This window comes from Rasiella rasia, from assembly GCF_011044175.1.
In the GTDB taxonomy this organism is placed as follows: Bacteria; Bacteroidota; Bacteroidia; order Flavobacteriales; family Flavobacteriaceae; genus Marinirhabdus; species Marinirhabdus rasia.
In genome coordinates, this window is the sequence record NZ_CP049057.1 from 2,885,872 (window position 1) to 2,902,701 (window position 16,830).

14 protein-coding genes are annotated in these 16,830 nt (G+C 35.8%); 2 read left to right on the top strand and 12 right to left on the bottom strand.

The window, feature by feature from the left end:
* The first annotated feature begins 82 nt into the window (after positions 1-82).
* On the top strand, positions 83-3,649 hold the full coding sequence (locus G5B37_RS12790; protein WP_164680417.1) for a hypothetical protein: 3,567 nt from the start codon (positions 83-85) through the stop codon (positions 3,647-3,649).
* Here the strand turns inward: G5B37_RS12790 and G5B37_RS12795 are convergent.
* The 12 genes from G5B37_RS12795 to G5B37_RS12850 form a co-directional block, all read right to left on the bottom strand.
* Positions 3,633-4,601, bottom strand: coding sequence for a YpdA family putative bacillithiol disulfide reductase (locus tag G5B37_RS12795; protein WP_164680418.1), 969 nt, complete (start codon positions 4,599-4,601; stop codon positions 3,633-3,635). The two genes, G5B37_RS12790 and G5B37_RS12795, sit on opposite strands and share 17 nt — an antisense overlap.
* A 50-nt stretch (positions 4,602-4,651) precedes the next feature.
* Positions 4,652-5,311, bottom strand: coding sequence for a ribulose-phosphate 3-epimerase (rpe, locus tag G5B37_RS12800; RefSeq protein ID WP_164680419.1), 660 nt, complete (start codon positions 5,309-5,311; stop codon positions 4,652-4,654).
* Positions 5,308-5,715, bottom strand: coding sequence for a BLUF domain-containing protein (locus tag G5B37_RS12805; RefSeq protein WP_164680420.1), 408 nt, complete (start codon positions 5,713-5,715; stop codon positions 5,308-5,310). Before G5B37_RS12805 ends, rpe begins: the two co-directional genes overlap by 4 nt.
* Before the next feature lie 153 nt (positions 5,716-5,868).
* Entirely contained in the window at positions 5,869-6,732 is an 864-nt protein-coding gene (locus G5B37_RS12810) for a sigma-70 family RNA polymerase sigma factor (protein WP_164680421.1), read from the bottom strand.
* Positions 6,733-6,904: 172 nt separating this feature from the next.
* Entirely contained in the window at positions 6,905-7,588 is a 684-nt protein-coding gene (locus G5B37_RS12815) for a hypothetical protein (protein ID WP_164680422.1), read from the bottom strand.
* Positions 7,578-8,129, bottom strand: a complete 552-nt coding sequence (locus tag G5B37_RS12820; protein WP_164680423.1) for an RNA polymerase sigma factor — start codon at positions 8,127-8,129, stop codon at positions 7,578-7,580. The genes G5B37_RS12815 and G5B37_RS12820 overlap by 11 nt, the downstream gene beginning before the upstream one ends.
* An 11-nt stretch (positions 8,130-8,140) precedes the next feature.
* Complete coding sequence (locus tag G5B37_RS12825) at positions 8,141-9,178, bottom strand: hypothetical protein (protein ID WP_164680424.1); 1,038 nt, start codon at positions 9,176-9,178, stop codon at positions 8,141-8,143.
* A 134-nt stretch (positions 9,179-9,312) separates the two neighbouring features.
* Positions 9,313-10,059 (bottom strand): phosphatase PAP2 family protein, encoded by a 747-nt coding sequence (locus G5B37_RS12830; RefSeq protein WP_164680425.1) that lies wholly within the window; start codon positions 10,057-10,059, stop codon positions 9,313-9,315.
* Positions 10,060-10,282: 223 nt separating this feature from the next.
* A complete protein-coding gene (locus G5B37_RS12835) occupies positions 10,283-11,842 on the bottom strand; it encodes a tail fiber domain-containing protein (RefSeq protein WP_164680426.1) in 1,560 nt (519 codons plus the stop codon).
* A 272-nt stretch (positions 11,843-12,114) separates the two neighbouring features.
* A complete protein-coding gene (locus G5B37_RS12840; protein WP_164680427.1) occupies positions 12,115-14,331 on the bottom strand; it encodes a polyribonucleotide nucleotidyltransferase in 2,217 nt (738 codons plus the stop codon).
* Between the two features lie 215 nt (positions 14,332-14,546).
* A complete protein-coding gene (gene rpsO, locus G5B37_RS12845; protein ID WP_164680428.1) occupies positions 14,547-14,816 on the bottom strand; it encodes a 30S ribosomal protein S15 in 270 nt (89 codons plus the stop codon).
* Between the two features lie 161 nt (positions 14,817-14,977).
* Complete coding sequence (locus tag G5B37_RS12850) at positions 14,978-15,781, bottom strand: OmpA family protein (RefSeq protein ID WP_164680429.1); 804 nt, start codon at positions 15,779-15,781, stop codon at positions 14,978-14,980.
* A 107-nt stretch (positions 15,782-15,888) separates the two neighbouring features.
* On the opposite strand from G5B37_RS12850, the gene G5B37_RS12855 reads away from it, so the two are divergent.
* Positions 15,889-16,719 carry a hypothetical protein gene (locus G5B37_RS12855; RefSeq protein WP_164680430.1) on the top strand — a complete coding sequence of 277 codons (831 nt, stop codon included), beginning with the start codon at positions 15,889-15,891 and terminating at the stop codon, positions 16,717-16,719.
* Positions 16,720-16,830 lie beyond the last annotated feature (111 nt).

Genomic DNA, 16,830 nt, shown 5'->3' on the forward strand with positions numbered 1-16,830 from the left:
TAACTTGCGTTTACCAACTAAGCAGTTTTATCTGTTTATTCCTTTTGATAAATTCCCCTTTTTTTAAATTTTAATGTAAGTTATGAGTTTAAAATTTACGCCTGCTTTTCTGCGAGCGTTACAAGATGGTGAGGTAATTCTAGTGCTAGGTGCTGGATTTAATGCAAATTTAACCAACAAATCGGGCGAAAGATTTCCTCTTGGAGAAGATTTAAAGTGTGCAATTGTAGATAGGTACAATAATCAAGTTACTACCCGCGAGTTAGACGAAGATTCTAAGATTCGTAAGTATGAACGTTTAGATTATTCAATTTCACTTCAGGAAGCTTCTCAGCGCTTAATAGACCTTAAAGGTTCTGAAATGGAGAATGAAAAATGGTTTAACGACTACCTTACTCTCGATTTAAAACAAGAGCGACTTAAACTGTATAATGCTTTACAAAATATTCCATGGAAGCAAATATTTACATTTAATTACGATAACGTTCTATCTCTCTGTTTACCCTTTTTTAAGGATAATAGCACTGGGTATGGTACGGGTAGTCCCGCACCAGCCATTCAAGGGGTGCACTATCTAAATGGTAAATTGCCAATGAGAATACTTGAGACTGAACTGCTACAAGCTCGTACTAATTTAAAATTAACAAAGCGTGATTATTATGTGGAAGATGCCATACACCAGGATAGTATGTCAATTTTTCAGCATAATATACAGCATTATCATGTTATATATTTAGGTTTTGCAGGAGATGAGCCTTCGTGGGAGAGGCTAAAAGCTAATATTAACGAATACAATGTTAGGCCTAAATCATTCTACTTAACCCCAAATAAAGATTTGGAATTACCGAGGCAATTAGTAGATTATGGTGTAGCCCCAATGTTGGGGGACACGGATAAATTTTTAGAATTTTGCAAAGATTTTAAGAAAACAACACCTGAGATATTTGTTCAGAATGATTTTAAAAACTCTTATCTATTAGATGCAGAATTTTTTGAAAGCGTTGGAGCTTTTAGTGAATATAAGATGTCATACTTGGGAGAAGTAATTTCTCATAACACCAATTTTAAGAATAGAGTAAAGTTTAACAATTCTGATTTTATAGTAAATAATGGTTCTTCTGTTGTCATTAGTGAGGTAAAGAGATCTGGTTTTTCTGACTTTTTTGATCATGGAATATTAAAAAACAGGGTGTTAATAGGAAATAGCGAAAATAACAGTCAAAAATCTTTTATTTATGAAGTTATCGATTTTGCAATGGAGAGTAAATACGTGGCATTTTATACAGAAGATATTTTAGAACTTCAACAAATAGAATGGAATTATGAATCTTGTTGGGTTTTTGTAAATGATAATTCGAAAAATGTTAATGATGTTACAATATCAAAATTTTTCCAGAGCTTAGGAGAGTGCAAAGTAAACTTAGTTATAAATAAGTATTCATCATATCGTCTTCAAAATATTTTTGACCAAAAGCTAGACACGTTAACATACGACCTTCATGAATTTACAATAAAATTTAATGTAGATTTCTTGAGTTTGTTATATGATAAAATAGGACGCTTTTTTGAAACATATGATATTAAACTAACTAATGACGATGAGGTTTTGTTTAAAATTAACAATAACCTACAGCCAACCGAAAAAATTTACGGGTTAATTAAAAAGTACAGAGATAAGGCTAATACGACTGTTCCTTTTCCAAAATCCGTAGCAATTTTTGAGTGGGAAAAGTGTCGAAATAAGTATAATAATTATATCCCAGATGTGTATGATCTTGCAGCCTTCTGGAGTTGTCTTAGCACGAAGCCGCACCTAGATTATATAATAGACTATCTTAATATAGCAGATAATAGGGATAATATTATTAAAGCTTTGAGGGTTTCTGGTCATTTCGAAATTGCAGATAATATCGATGCTAATATTTCCCTTAAGAACAATAGGGTTGCAAAATATTATATTGATAATTTTTATTCAAAACAGTTACAGACGAAGATTGTTGAAGATTTTATGAATAGAATGAGGACGCATAGGCCTAAAAAGTTCGATATTCATCTTCTTAGAAACGTGTTTAGAAATAAATGGTTGGGTTATGCAGAAGAGCTAAAAAAATGGCGGAATGCTAATGAAGAATTTGCGTACGAAAAAATGAAACGGTATACAGACGTAAATCCTCACTGTCCGGACAATCCAAAAAATTACATGTTCTTGTACATTACTGGGGATATATTAGGAAAAGATAAGGCAGAAGATTTTGTTATAAAGATTATTGATGAATTTCCATTAAATTCATTACATGGAATTGATAAGTTAATTAAAATTTTTATCGATAAAGTAAACAAAAATAAATCAATTGAGGGTAAGAAAATTCTTTTAGAAAAAATTAATGATTTAATTGAAAAATATGTTTCGTTAGAAAGTTTTAACGATGTTGTTACTCGCACATATTTCATCTTTATTGGACAGTATTATAGATATTTTGATAAAGTTCCTAATCAAAATCAGCTTGCTCTCATTAAAAGTACTATCATACCTAAGTGCTTTGTAGACATTAGATTGCTTCAGAGCACTGCGCTTTGGGTGTCAATTCAACATAGAAATTATCGTAGTGATTGGTCAAAAGAATTTCATGACTACTTTTTAGATTATCCCCATTGGAATGAGGTTGGTTTTAAATTGAGAATGACTTTTTTTATTGGCTATGTTTTAGACGAAAGTAATTTGGATTTTTATTTGCGAAAGTTTGAAATAACAAGCTTTAAGAATATTCCAATCTTTCAATCGGCATTCTTTTTAACGCGAATGTTGAAATATAAAAAGATCAAGATGGCAAGGAAGTTAATAAACCTTGTAAAGAAAAATAACTTGTCGGAATCGGATGAATTCGTACTGAACAATTTTGAAGCTAGAATCTTGTTGAAAGAAGTTGAAATATATTTCAAGCAACAGCGTGCTTCAATGGATAAATATCCTACAATTGAATCAAAAAATGAAGTATATAAAGGAGTAGAAAAAAAAGTTAGTCGTTGTCAGTATTTATTAGAACAAGCATTGTCTCGAGATGATGCGAATGTTCGTACAATTCATCAGCTTTACTTATTGCACGGTAAAAAATACAGGTTCAATAGTAATTCTGAGGATATAGATTTGGCAAACAAATATTTTTGGCGGTTGTATACTATAAATCCAAATACTAAATACATAAGTGGAGCAATAATCGACACACTCATGCATGATCGAAGTTATAGGCTAGTCCAATTTTATATGAAGAGTCTTAAGGGCTATAAGCGAATTTATTATTTACAAAAGATGATAAGAATTTCTTTTTATAGAAAAAATATAGATGACTTTATTAAATTTAAGGATGAGTTCGAGAAGGAATATCCATATAAAGAAATTCATCATAACCTTCCATATAAGTTAAATTGGTTACAGCATGATAAAATTGTTCCTGCTAACCATTATTTTAATTCTTATAATTATGATATTCTCAAGAGGTCACGTTACTCGAGTAATAAGGAGTTAGGCGAAAAGCTAATTTGCGATGTGTATACCGTTGACGGTAAGAAATATGAAACAAATATTGAGATTTTATTTGATGAAGTTAATTATATGAAACTCATCGAAAAAATAATTAAGCCTCCTCTTTAACTACGTGAGAAATAATAAGCTGTGCATGTACTCTTGAGTTCTCAATAAACCATGTATGCGTAGCTACACCACCACAAATCACACCAGCTAAATACAAACCTGCTACGTTACTTTCCATAGTTTTATCGTTGTATTGCGGCACATTTTTTTCTTCGGAAAGCGTTATGCCAATCGATTTTAGAAATGAAAAATTAGGTAGGTAACCGGTAAGGGCAAGTACATAGTCGTTTTCAAGTGTTTTTTTGCCCTTAGATGTTGTGATAACTACTTCATGTGCTCTTATTTCTGAAATTTCCGAATTGAAATATACTTTTATACTTCCTTCTTTAATTCGGTTTTCAATATCTGGTTTTACCCAGTATTTAACACGTTCACCAATGCTTTCTCCTCGAATGACCATGGTAACATCACCGCCTTTTCTCCAAATTTCTAGTGCGGCATCTACCGCACTGTTGCTCGCGCCCACTATAATTGTTTTTTGAAAAACGTAGGGATGAGCCTCTTTATAATAATGAGATACCTTCGATAAATTTTCACCAGGAACATTTAATACTTTAGGAATGTCATAGAACCCTGTAGCTACAATAACATGGTGTGCTTTATACGTTTGTTTTTCTGAAACTACCGTAAATACACCATCTTCTTTTCGTACCGAAAGTACCCTTTCAAATAAGTTAATTTTTAGTTTGTTTGAAACCGCCACACGGCGATAGTATTCTAATGCCTCGTCTCTGCCAGGCTTGGGGGCTTTACTTATAAAGGGAATGTTGTCAAGTTCTAATTTTTCCGAAGTAGAAAAGAACTGCATGTTTAATGGATAGTTAAATAAAGAGTTGGTAAGGGCTCCCTTTTCTAACACCGTATAGCTTAAGTTTTTAGATTTACATGCTAAGGCGCAGGCAATTCCTATTGGGCCGCCACCTATTATAAGTACATCTTGGGGTATATTCATATACAAAGGTAACAACGCTATTCTAGATACGATTTATAAGCTTCCTTAAATTAGGCCACAATTTCTTTTAAACCAGTAATTGTTTCAGAAGGATTTTCGGCTTTAAAAACATAACTACCAGCAACCAAAACGTCTGCTCCAGCCTCTTTTAGGAGTAAAGCATTTTTATTGGTTACGCCGCCATCTATTTCAATTAATGTAGGGGCATTTTTTGCTTGAATTAATTTTTTAAGAGCACGAACTTTGTCGTAGGTGTTTTCTATAAAACTTTGTCCGCCAAAACCTGGATTTACACTCATTAAGCATACTAAATCAATATCTTGTATGGTGTCTTCGAGTAATGAAATATTGGTATGCGGATTTAAAGCCACTCCTGCTTGCATTCCTGCCGCCTTTATGGCTTGTAGTGTTCTATGTAAGTGTGTACAAGCTTCGTAGTGTACGGTGAGTATGTTTGCGCCTAAGGAAGCAAAAGTCTTAATATAACGATCTGGATCTACAATCATTAAATGCACGTCTATTGTTTTGGTGGCATGTTTTGCAATGTCTCGTAAAACAGGCATTCCGAAGGAGATATTCGGTACAAAAACACCGTCCATGATATCAATATGAAACCAATCTGCTTGGCTATTGTTTACCATTTCAACATCGCGTTGAAGATTCGCAAAATCTGCGGCTAATATAGATGGGGCAATACGTGTATGGCTCATATTTCTAATAGAAAAGGTTTTAAGAGACGACCTAACTTTTCGCTAGTTGAAGAATCTACTCTGTGTTGGTTTAGGTATTTTTTTATTTGTGCTAGCTGTTCATTGGTTTTTACTATTGTAAACAGTGAGCTATATTCTTTAAATATCGGTATCTCAGTGGGCTTCCGTATTACCTCGAAAATGTCGGAATGTCTAGGGTCTTTTAGAATTTGTTCTTTGTACAAGGTTTCTACAGTTTGCTCTTCACCCTCTAACACTTGAAAAAAGTTGCCCATACCGTACATAAGGATTCCGCTAATCCCTCTTTTAGTGTTTTTATTTATCGTGATTGAGAAAATTTCCTCCAAAGAGCTTGCATCAAGATTTTCTGCAGCTTTGCTCACATAACAGAGGGTGTAAATCATACAATTGCCAGTGTTGGTTGTACTGTCAAAGGTACTAAATATATATAAAAAAAACCTCCGGTAATCAGCCGGAGGTCATTCATCAATCAAAAAACGAACAGTTTTAAACTCCGCCAAAACGGAGGTCTATATACTGTCGTACTCTTCATGGGCTTAGCCCAAATACGTTTTCAGAATTTTACTTCTCGAAGTGTGCTTTAATCTACGGATAGCCTTTTCTTTAATCTGGCGAACACGCTCTCTAGTAAGATCGAAAGTTTCTCCAATTTCTTCTAAAGTCATTGGGTGTTGATCACCCAAACCAAAATACAATCGAATAACATCGGCCTCTCTTGGTGTCAAGGTTTCGAGGGCACGTTCAATTTCAGTTCGTAGCGACTCGTGCAACAATGTACGGTCTGGATTTGGAGATTCTCCACTTCGCAAAACATCGTATAAGTTACTGTCTTCTCCTTCAACTAAAGGTGCATCCATAGATACATGACGTCCAGAGTTTTTCATACTCTCTTTCACGTCATTAATAGTCATATCTAATTCTTTAGCAATCTCTTCTGCAGATGGCGGCCTTTGGTGCGCTTGCTCGAGGAAAGCAAAAGTTTTATTTATTTTATTAATACTTCCAATTTTGTTAAGTGGCAAACGTACGATACGCGATTGTTCTGCCAGTGCCTGTAAGATAGATTGTCTAATCCACCATACAGCGTACGAAATAAACTTAAAACCTCGAGTTTCATCAAAACGTTGTGCCGCTTTAATAAGCCCTAGGTTTCCTTCATTAATTAAATCAGGAAGTGTAAGTCCTTGGTTCTGGTATTGCTTTGCTACAGATACTACAAAACGAAGATTGGCTTTCGTAAGTTTTTCAAGTGCGCGTGGGTCGCCTGCCTTGATTTTTTGTGCCAATTCAACTTCTTCATCTGCGGTAATAAGGTCTACCTTGCCAATTTCTTGTAAATACTTGTCTAAAGACGCGGTTTCCCTATTGGTAACCTGTTTTGTTATCTTAAGTTGTCTCATTTAGGTTTGTAAGATTTGAGTCTACAAGTGTGTCTTGTACTAGTTATACGTAAAAGGGGTACAAAAAGTTACAAAAAGTTCTAAATGTTTTTTTAAGTGTACTTTTCAATAAAGAAAAATGTGCTTTTCCTGCTTAAAATAGCTCCATTAATGTTAATTAATTTAGGCAAAATTACTCAGGGATTGAGTCCTTTCTGGCTTCGTTTAACTTAATAGAATCTGCAGCACGTGCTCTTGCAATAGAGTCTTTAAGTGCCATTTTCTGTTTGTTAGTTCGTACCAAACTGTCTATCTGCTTCTTATTTGTGCTTACTACCGTTGTGTCTATATCACTATTGTAATAAGAGTGATTTGTCTTTACGGTAAAACCGTTTTCGGCCATCGTGTCTGTTTTTGGTTGCCCTTCGGAAATTTTCTCTCGGGGCGTATTTGCTTTTGTTTCCTTTGGCGTTATTGAACCTTGTTGTATTGAAGTAATTGTATTTTCTTCGTTTGTGTTATGCGTTTCTTGTTTCAACCTTTCAATTTCGGTTGTTTCGGTTACTTCTGAAGTTTGCGATATGATAGACTCTTTATTTTCATCGACGCTTTCTATGTCATTCGTTACTATTTCCGAAGAAGTTACCGGTGCTCTTTTGGTATATTTAAGAGTATGGTTAGAAAATCCCCAGATGCCTAGTATAAGTAAGATTAGTACACCCGTGCCAGTATACCAAAACCACAGTGCTCTTCGGCGTTTCTTTTCTCGCTTTTCTAGAGAGTTGTCAAGACGGTCCCAAAGCGATGCTTTTGGCGACTTCAGGCCTTGTTCCATGGTTTCTGCTACCATTTTCCCGATATCTTTATTATTTTCCATGGGTCTGTGTTTTATGGGGTTGTTCTGTTGTAATTCGTTTTTGCAACAGTAGCTTTGCCCTGTGATAATTAGATTTAGAGGTGCCTTCAGAGATGCCTAAAATACGAGCAACTTCTTTGTGCGAATACCCATCCATTTGATACATATTAAATACAAGACGGTACCCATCTGGTAATTCTTGTATATATTTTAATAAAATGTCTAACGGTGGGGAGTCTGTTTCGCTGCTTATAGAGACGTCTGCTTCTAATATATTGTCGTTAAACTCTGTAGGTACATACTTATTGTTTTTGTAACGGTCTATAGCCTTAAACATGGTAATGCGTTTCATCCACCCTTCAAAACTGCCTTTATTTTTGTACGTGCCAATTTTATCGAAAATAACCATAAACGCATCGTGAAGATTATCTTCCGCTTCAACTTCATTTCTACTATATTTTAGTGAAATGTAATACAGCACATCCTTATACTGCTCAAAGAGTTGGCTTTGAGCCGTGCGGTCATTCTTTTTACATGCTTTTATTAACTCTTCTAGTTTCAAATGCATTTGTTTTAGCCACCAATACAAGGAATGGCTTCGATGGTGATTTGTGTGATTTCTAAGTTTTCTCCGCTAGTAATATAGTCTAAACGTACATAAATAGTTTGTGGGTTTTCAATATTCGTATAGTTTGTAGCAGATAAGGGGTTGCTATTGTTTAGTGCATCTTCCTCTGTAGCAAAGAAGCTGTACTTTACTGCAGAGACTACATCGTGTGTTGCTGCTACAGGAATGCAACTAGTGTAATCTTGAAGGGCGAATTGTGCAATTCCTGGTGTGTTGTCTAGCTCGCAAATTTGATAGCCATCTGCAGAACATGGTATGCTACAATCTTTTTCAATTAGAACTGAAGTGTCATTAGCGTCAATTTTAATTTGTGTATCTGTTAGTAGAGAAACTTCCCAATTTAGATCCCAAAAACTTTCAATAGTGGTATCATTATTCAAATCTATGTTTAAAAATAGGTCGTCTCCTATGTACAAGGTAACCCAAGTCCCAAAATAAACATTGCCTTCGTGGTGAAATTGTATAGTTCCATTTCGGTTTATTTTAAAATTACTACCTACATAATTAGTAGGGAACCCTTGAAAGGGGCGCACGGTCCAAATACAATCAACTAACGTGTTGTTACAGCGCCTTTTGTGTTCGTCTTTGCTGCAGTTAGAAATGGCTTCCTTAAGTTCTTCGTTAGTTGTTACCTCTATTAAATCGCCATTGCTTAGTGTTCCTGAAATCGGGTAATTAAGACTTATGGATTGTGTTTCATCAAGGCTGTTTAGCAAGGCTACAAAATCTTCATTGTTAAATACTGCTTGAGCGCCTTCATAAGTAAGGTTTTCATCAAAAATAAAAATGGTAAACGAGTAATTAAACTCAATGCAATTTATGGACTCTTCTGTAGGAACGTCGTTTGTTATAAGTTGCAAATAAGTAAATAACTCTTCATCGACTATGTCTAGATTTATTTCTGCTGTTCCAATGGGTTCATCTTCGCAAGAAATGAACGTACAACAAATTGCTGTTATCAAGAGGTATACAAAATTTTTCATGCTGGTTTATAGAGGTGTTTCTTAGTAGTCTGAAACATAGCTATAAGGTTGCGTTTATGTGAGGCAGTATCTTTTGTGCGTATACGTTTATAGTGTTTGTCATTCACTATAATTTGAAACTTGATACACGTGTACTACCAGATAACCGATACTGTTAAACCAATTTCTTGTCCGTTGTAGTAGGGGAGTACCATGCCTGCATTGCCTTCAGCTTCACTAAAAAAGGTTTTTTCTATAAGTGGATATACCCAATAGGCAATTTTAGTAGCAAAAATACCAATACCGGCACCAGCCACCACATCTGAAAACCAATGGTTATTATTATAGATTCTGAAAATTCCCGTGGCGGTAGCTACAGCATATCCAGAAATACTGTACCACACAGAAACATCTTTGTATTCTTGATGTAGAAATTCTGCGCCTAAAAACGCGAGTGCTGTATGTCCTGAAGGAAATGAAAATGCATTTTTCCCATTGGGTCTAATAACAATACGTTGGTTTTTAAGAACGCTTACGGGTACGCCTGCAATAATTGCTGCTGTCCCTAGAATTACGGTACGTTCTTTAAATCTATGTTTCCCTTCTATACCAATTGCATTTAGCGCATAAACAGAAAGGGCAGGAGTATATTGAAGATATTCATCTACCATTCCTTTGTGTTTGCCTTGTTTAGAAAATTGGGTGTTTATTGTCTTATCCCATCCTTGAAGTCTATCACTGTTGAGGCCAAGCACACCATATCCTATTAATGCTGTGGGGATGACTAGAGCTTCGTATTTAAATTTTGTCGTTTTGGTGGTGGTTATCGTATCTTTTTGAGCTTGCTGTCCCAGCGAAATCTGGAAAAGAAACAATACGAGTAGTAATATGATGTTATTCATTTTTATGCAAGCTAAAAGAATAGGCGCAAAAATATTGAATTTCTAAGATTATTGTGTTATTGGGATAGATCAGAATTTTTCGGATTTATTTATTTCATTTGTATTTTAAACTCATCATCATCTATTTGTAAGAATAACAATGTCCAAAAAACCAGTAAACAAAAAAATCGCCTTCCATAATTGAAAGGCGAAATCACAGTATTCATTTAATTTTAAAAGTAACTTACTTCTTTATGGGCATTGCAGCCTCAAGTTTTTTTAATCTCATTTCAAACACATCGTTTTGCTCTTTCAAGGTTTTTATTTCTTGTTTTTGCTCATGAGTTAATTTAATGAGCTCTTTAATTGCTTGCACAAAGATTGCATCATAATCTCCATAGGCTGTTTGATAATACCCCTGTACATCTTTGCTTACTTTATTGGGAAAAACCTCCATTATTTCTTGTGCAATAAATCCATATTGAATGGTCGTTGGACGCTTGTTACCGGTTTCGGTGTCGTTCCATTGGTAGGTAACGCCTCTCAATTTAGAGATTTTTGCTAAGGCTTCATTTCCTTTAATTGTTTCTATATTTTTTTTAAGTCTTCTGTCAGAATTTCCCAACCATGCACCTACTGTTGTTTTAGAGGCTTCACCTTCTACTTCAAAAGTGTTTGTCAATAGGCTAAGGTCTCTATTTATACCAACACGATCAAGGGCAAAATCACCTCCAATTAAGGGGGTTGAACTTGCACTGTTTTCAATGTAGAGTCTATTGCTTGATGTTTCGGTTTGTCCAGAGCCATTTCCTAGAAAAATTCCTCCAGATCTGGCGGTTGCATTTATAAAATTGGAGCCCGAAGTGTTACCTAAATAAATATTGTTATCACCAGAATTGTTAAACCCAGTGAAAATTCCTATTGCAATATTGTTAGATTCTCCACCTGTTAGACTCGATAAACCTAAATTGCCTATATTCAAATTATTACTCCCTGTTGTTAGGTTTGATAAGCTAGAATATCCAAAAGACATATTATTACTTCCAGTCGTTAAATTTTCTAAAGCATTTGCTCCTATGGCGGTATTTCCATCTGATACAGCTGCTTGAAGCGCTTTAAAACCAATAGCAGTATTAAAATCTTGATCTGTTATTTCTTGTAACGTCTCAGATCCTATGGCCAAATTGTTAGAACCTTCCGTATTGTTATACATCGCTGCAAATCCTATGGCTGTATTTCCATTTGCATTCGTTGAGCTAAACATAGCATTACGACCAATTGCGGTGTTTGCCTGACCTATCGTCATATTAAATAATGCCGAATGTCCTATAGCAGTATTGCCAGTTCCAGCTGTATTGTTTTGTAAGGCAGATTGACCAATACCTACAGACCTATTACTAGTACCATCATCATTAGCGCCAGCCAGGTTTCCTAAATAAACGGAAGCGCCATTATAATTACTTCCAACCCAGTCGGATCTTCCATCTTGTAAATCATTAATTCTCTTTACTGAAAAAGGAATCCAACTTAACGTTGGGAAATCCCAGTAATAATAGCCTTCTTCGTCTGGTATGGGTGATGGGTCATCACCAGAAATATAAATTAACATTCCATCTTGATTAACGGTAGGGTTGGGAGGGAATACATCCATTCTTGGAATTAGTATACCATCGGTTATTGTAGGGTTTGTTTCACTAGAAGATTTTATTTCTACAATGGCGTTAGGAGACGTAGTATTGATTCCTACTTGAGCAAAGGTAGAAGTGGTAGTAATTAAAGCGAATAACAAAAATAATTGTTTCATGTTGATTTGGGGTTCGTTACGGGATAAATAATCCTCATTCAAGGTGCTAGAATGATTGAGAAGAAGATAAAGGTAAGTTGAATCAAATTAGAAGCTGCAGTTGTACGGAATAGATTACATAAAAAACAAATGTTTTCGGTTAAAAACAATTATATCGGATAAACGGTAGTTATTTTGCTAAATAGTTCTTTTTTGGTATTACTTATGATATACCTACAATAAAAAAGCCTTCCAAGTAATTGGAAGGCTAATACTACTTATAAAAGAAACACTTAGTCTCTCTTTTTATCTCTGTTACGATTGTCGCGACCTCTGTTGTCTCTTCCACGATCGTTACGATCTCTTGGCGGACGCTCTACAAATCCTTCTGGTTTTGGTAACAACGCTTTGCGAGATACCTTCTCCTTACGGGTGCGTTTGTCTAATCCGAAGTATTTCACATCAAAAACGTCGCCCATGTTTACTACATCGCTAACATTTTCTGTGCGTTCCCAAGCCAATTCAGAAACGTGTAATAATACTTCATTACCTGGAGCTTCTGTATATTCTACAACAGCACCAAAATCTAACATTTTAATTACTTTCACTTCGTATACAGAACCAACCTCAGGCTTAAAGGTAATAGAATCAATTTTTGCTAGTACAGCATCAATTCCTTCTTGTCCAGTTCCTAAGATTTCAACAATTCCTTCTTCAGTTACTGGGTCTTCGTTAATAACAATAGTACATCCTGTTTCTTTTTGAAGCTCTTGAATTACTTTTCCTCCTGGCCCAATTAATGCACCAATGTATTCATTGGCAATACGAGTTGTAACCATTTTAGGAGCGTAAGACTTCACATCTTCTCTAGGAGCTGCAATAGTGTCTGTTAATTTCTCCAGAATGTGCAAACGACCATCTCTTGCTTGCTTTAAGGCATTTACAAGAATTTCGTAGCTTAATCCTTTTACTTTAATATCCATCTGGCAAGCAGTAATACCATCTGCCGTTCCTGTAACTTTAAAGTCCATGTCTCCTAAGTGATCTTCATCACCTAAAATATCAGAAAGCACTGCATATTTCCCAGTGTCTGCATCAGAAATTAATCCCATTGCGATTCCAGAAACAGGCTTTATCATTTGTATTCCGGCATCCATCATTGCCATTGTTCCTGCACAAACTGTTGCCATAGAAGAAGAACCGTTAGATTCTAATACTTCAGAAACAACACGTACTGTATACGGGCAGTCTTCTGGCACCATTCCTTTAAGTCCGCGTTGTGCAAGATTACCATGTCCTATCTCACGACGAGAGGTTCCACGAATAGGTCTTGCTTCACCCGTACAAAATGGTGGGAAATTATAGTGAAGGTAGAAGTTCTCTTCGCCTTCGTAACTTGGCATGTCAATCTGGTTAGAATCTCTAGAGGTTCCTAACGTTACTGTTGCCAAGGCTTGTGTTTCTCCTCTGGTAAACACGGCAGAACCGTGTACCGATGGAAGGTAATCTACTTCACACCAAATTGGGCGAATCTCGGTAGTTTTACGACCATCAAGTCTAGAACCTTCGTTAAGGGTTAAATCTCTAATCGCAGCTTTTTCTGCAGCGCGGTAGTATTTTGAAACTAAATCTCCGAAGTCTTCTAACTCCTCTTCAGAAAAAGTAGCCTTTATTTCTTCTTTAATTTCATTAAAGGCAGTACTACGTTCGTGTTTAGCAGAACCTGCTTTTGCAATAGCATACACTTTATCGTATGCCATGTCGTGAATTTTCTTCTTTAAATCTTCATCAGATCTTTCAGCTGGATACTCGCGTACTTCTTTCTTTCCGAAAGCTTCTGCTAATCTAAGTTGTGCTTCACATTGTTTTTTAATGTGGTCATGCGCAAATTTAATTGCTTCGGTCATTTCCTCTTCGGAAATTTCCTTCATTTCACCCTCTACCATCATAACACTATCTGCAGAAGCTCCAATCATCATGTCTATATCAGACTCTTCTAATTGTGCTCTGGTAGGGTTAATCACAAACTGGCCATTTACGCGTCCTACTCTGGCTTCAGAAATAGCACATTCAAAAGGGAAGTCTGATAATTGAATTGCAGCAGATGCAGCAAGTCCTGCCATAGCATCTGGCATTACGTCATCATCATGAGACATTAATTGAATCATCACCTGTGTTTCAGCGTGATAGTCTTTTGGAAATAATGGTCTTAATACACGATCTACCAAACGCATCGTTAATACTTCACCATCACTTGGGCGTGCTTCTCTCTTAAAGAAACCACCCGGGTACCGTCCTGCGGCTGCAAATTTTTCGCGGTAGTCTACCGTTAATGGAAGAAAATCTAAGTCTTTTTGCTCGTAGTTTGAAACTACAGTACAGAGCAACATACATTTCCCAGATTGAACAACAACAGACCCGTGGGCTTGTTTTGCTAATTTTCCGGTTTCGATAGAGATTTCTCTACCATCGCCAAGGTCTATGACCTCTTTAAATACTTTAGGTATCATAAAAATTGTTTTTCATTTTTGCGCATAAGAATATGCGCAGTTTAATTGGTCAAAGCTTGATTTTCAAGCTAAGTGTTGTTGTGTTGTTGTGGTTGACCAATGAAAAACCTAAGGGTAGCTTTTCTGTGCATTCCAAGTACTAAAACATAGTTCTTGAGAATGTAATAAATATGTAATACAAAAATAAATGGGCTCAAAAGAGCCCATTCAATAAATTACTTACGTAATCCTAATTCTTTAACAATTGCACGATATCGCATAATGTCTTTTTTCATAAGGTAGTTCAATAATGAACGACGCTTACCTACTAGCTTTACCAAAGAACGTTCTGTGTTGAAGTCTTTGTGGTTTGCTTTAAGGTGTTTTGTTAAATGATCAATACGGTAGGTGAACAAAGCAATCTGCCCTTCTGCAGAACCTGTGTCTTTTGCGTCTTTACCGTGTTTTTTGAATATTTTTGCTTTCTCTTCTGGTGCTAAATACATGCCAATATTATTTAAATGATTTTTATGTATGTATTACGTCTATCGTAATACGGGCGCAAAAGTACGAAAAGATTTTATATTAATGATTTACGAAGCCAAATATTTAACTTGCAAGAAATGGCGGGTAGGCTTTAGATGCGCAATAACCTTTTTACAGACTATTATCTTGAAATAATCTCTATTTCTACCCTACGATCAAAATCATCTCCTTTGCCCGTGGGATATCGAAATGCATAGCCGCGCGAGCTCATCCTTTTTTTAGCGATTCCATTTTCGTGAAGAAAGTTGTAAATACGCTTTGCTCTGGCTTCACTTAGGTTATTTTTTCCAGTTCGATTGTTATACCCATCTCGCCCTGGTTCGTATTTTTTTCCGCAGCAAACATGACCTAACAATCTAAATGTAACTGATTTATTCTCCTTTAAATACGCCAATAGCTCATTTAATGCAGCATAACTGTCATTTCTTATATCATCTCTACCCGGATAAAAATAGATACCAGCCAGTGCTATTTTTTCCCCGGCATTCATCTTTGTAAAATCATTAATTTTTTCAGGTACTTTGGTCGGATTTGCAGTACTGTTTTTTAAAGCTAGTTTTTCCTGATATACTGCCCAAATCATGATGTCTACCCTACGGTTTTTTGCCTCATCACCCTGCAATTCGCCAAAACCATTGGCAATGATTGTGTAATATTCGGGGAATGCATTTTTGGTGTTTAATGCTCTTTTTTCTGAAAGCTTTAAATTATAGGCTTCATTGGCCGGGCTGCTTGCGTATCCTTTTACAACAATACTATCTGTAGCCACCAGCGCGGTTCTTTTTATACTGTCTATTAATACTTTATGTGCTTTTGTAAGTTGGTGAGCATCGTTTTCGAAATACAGCGACCATTCTCCCTGTTGTTGTTGAGCAGCACAAAGTATAGTGGAGAAAAATAATATGTATAAAATGTTGTATTTCAATACAATCATATTAGTAAAACGAATGAAACTTAGCTTTCTTATACTTCAAAAATTATACGGAATGAAACTTTTCTTCGTTACTATAGTCCAAACCTAAACTTAAACTTATGAAAACTTTGAAAAACGCCATCATTCTTTCAACTTTATTTGGATTCGCATTTTTAACGAGTTGCGATAAAGATGATACTACGATAGATGAAACAGCTAATTTTTCCGCAGAAAATGCCCTTCTTGCTGCTAAAACAGATAATACAGTAGAAGGTACCTTAACGATTATGGAAAATGGTTTTGATGAAAATGTTACCCCAACGTTACGTACAGGTGTAATTTCTCTCTTTACAGAATGCACCATCATTACATTCGACGATCATGGAGATGGTACTGGAACTATTGTACTTGATTTCGGTGAAGGATGCACGCTTAACAACGGAGCAACTGTAACAGGAAAGATAAACCTAGCATACGGCGCAATTGAAAATAATGCAAGAACCATTACCTATAGTTTTGAAGGCTATACCTATAATAATAATGGTGTAGAAGGTGGTGGAGAAATAGTTCGCGAACTAGAAAACGCAAACGGAAATCCGGCATCTACAGTAAATGAAACCATTACTGTAACATTTCCTTCAAGCTCGGTAACTGCAACTAGAGTAGGATTACGTGTAGCAGAATGGGTTGAAGGTGTTGGTACTGGCACATGGCTAGATAATGTATACCATATCACAGGAAACTGGAATACCTCATTTACCAACGGTTTTAGCCGTACTGGAGTGGTAACGCAAACATTGGTGCGTGAATTATCGTGTTTCTACTTGGTTGAAGGCGTACTAGAAGTTGAGCAAGACGGACTCTCAGGGACCTTAGATTTTGGAGATGGTGCTTGCGATAACAATGCTGTTTTTACTTTTAACGGAGTAGAGTACCCCGTTCTTTTATAAATTTAAAATAGTAACGTAAACAAAAGAGCTGCCGTAATAAGCGGCTCTTTTTAGGTGATATTTTCCCTTAGTTGTTTGTGTTGCGGGTTGTATTCCTTTTATTTGCTGAAA

Coding starts and splice junctions, on each gene's coding strand:
- G5B37_RS12810 (WP_164680421.1), bottom strand. CDS start 6,732: ATGAGACAACTTAAGATAACAAAACAGGTTACCAATAGGGAAACCGCG.
- G5B37_RS12840 (WP_164680427.1), bottom strand. CDS start 14,331: ATGATACCTAAAGTATTTAAAGAGGTCATAGACCTTGGCGATGGTAGA.
- G5B37_RS12825 (WP_164680424.1), bottom strand. CDS start 9,178: ATGAAAAATTTTGTATACCTCTTGATAACAGCAATTTGTTGTACGTTC.
- rpsO (WP_164680428.1), bottom strand. CDS start 14,816: ATGTATTTAGCACCAGAAGAGAAAGCAAAAATATTCAAAAAACACGGT.
- G5B37_RS12805 (WP_164680420.1), bottom strand. CDS start 5,715: ATGATTTACACCCTCTGTTATGTGAGCAAAGCTGCAGAAAATCTTGAT.
- G5B37_RS12815 (WP_164680422.1), bottom strand. CDS start 7,588: ATGGAAAATAATAAAGATATCGGGAAAATGGTAGCAGAAACCATGGAA.
- G5B37_RS12835 (WP_164680426.1), bottom strand. CDS start 11,842: ATGAAACAATTATTTTTGTTATTCGCTTTAATTACTACCACTTCTACC.
- G5B37_RS12790 (WP_164680417.1), top strand. CDS start 83: ATGAGTTTAAAATTTACGCCTGCTTTTCTGCGAGCGTTACAAGATGGT.
- G5B37_RS12855 (WP_164680430.1), top strand. CDS start 15,889: ATGAAAACTTTGAAAAACGCCATCATTCTTTCAACTTTATTTGGATTC.
- rpe (WP_164680419.1), bottom strand. CDS start 5,311: ATGAGCCATACACGTATTGCCCCATCTATATTAGCCGCAGATTTTGCG.
- G5B37_RS12830 (WP_164680425.1), bottom strand. CDS start 10,059: ATGAATAACATCATATTACTACTCGTATTGTTTCTTTTCCAGATTTCG.
- G5B37_RS12795 (WP_164680418.1), bottom strand. CDS start 4,601: ATGAATATACCCCAAGATGTACTTATAATAGGTGGCGGCCCAATAGGA.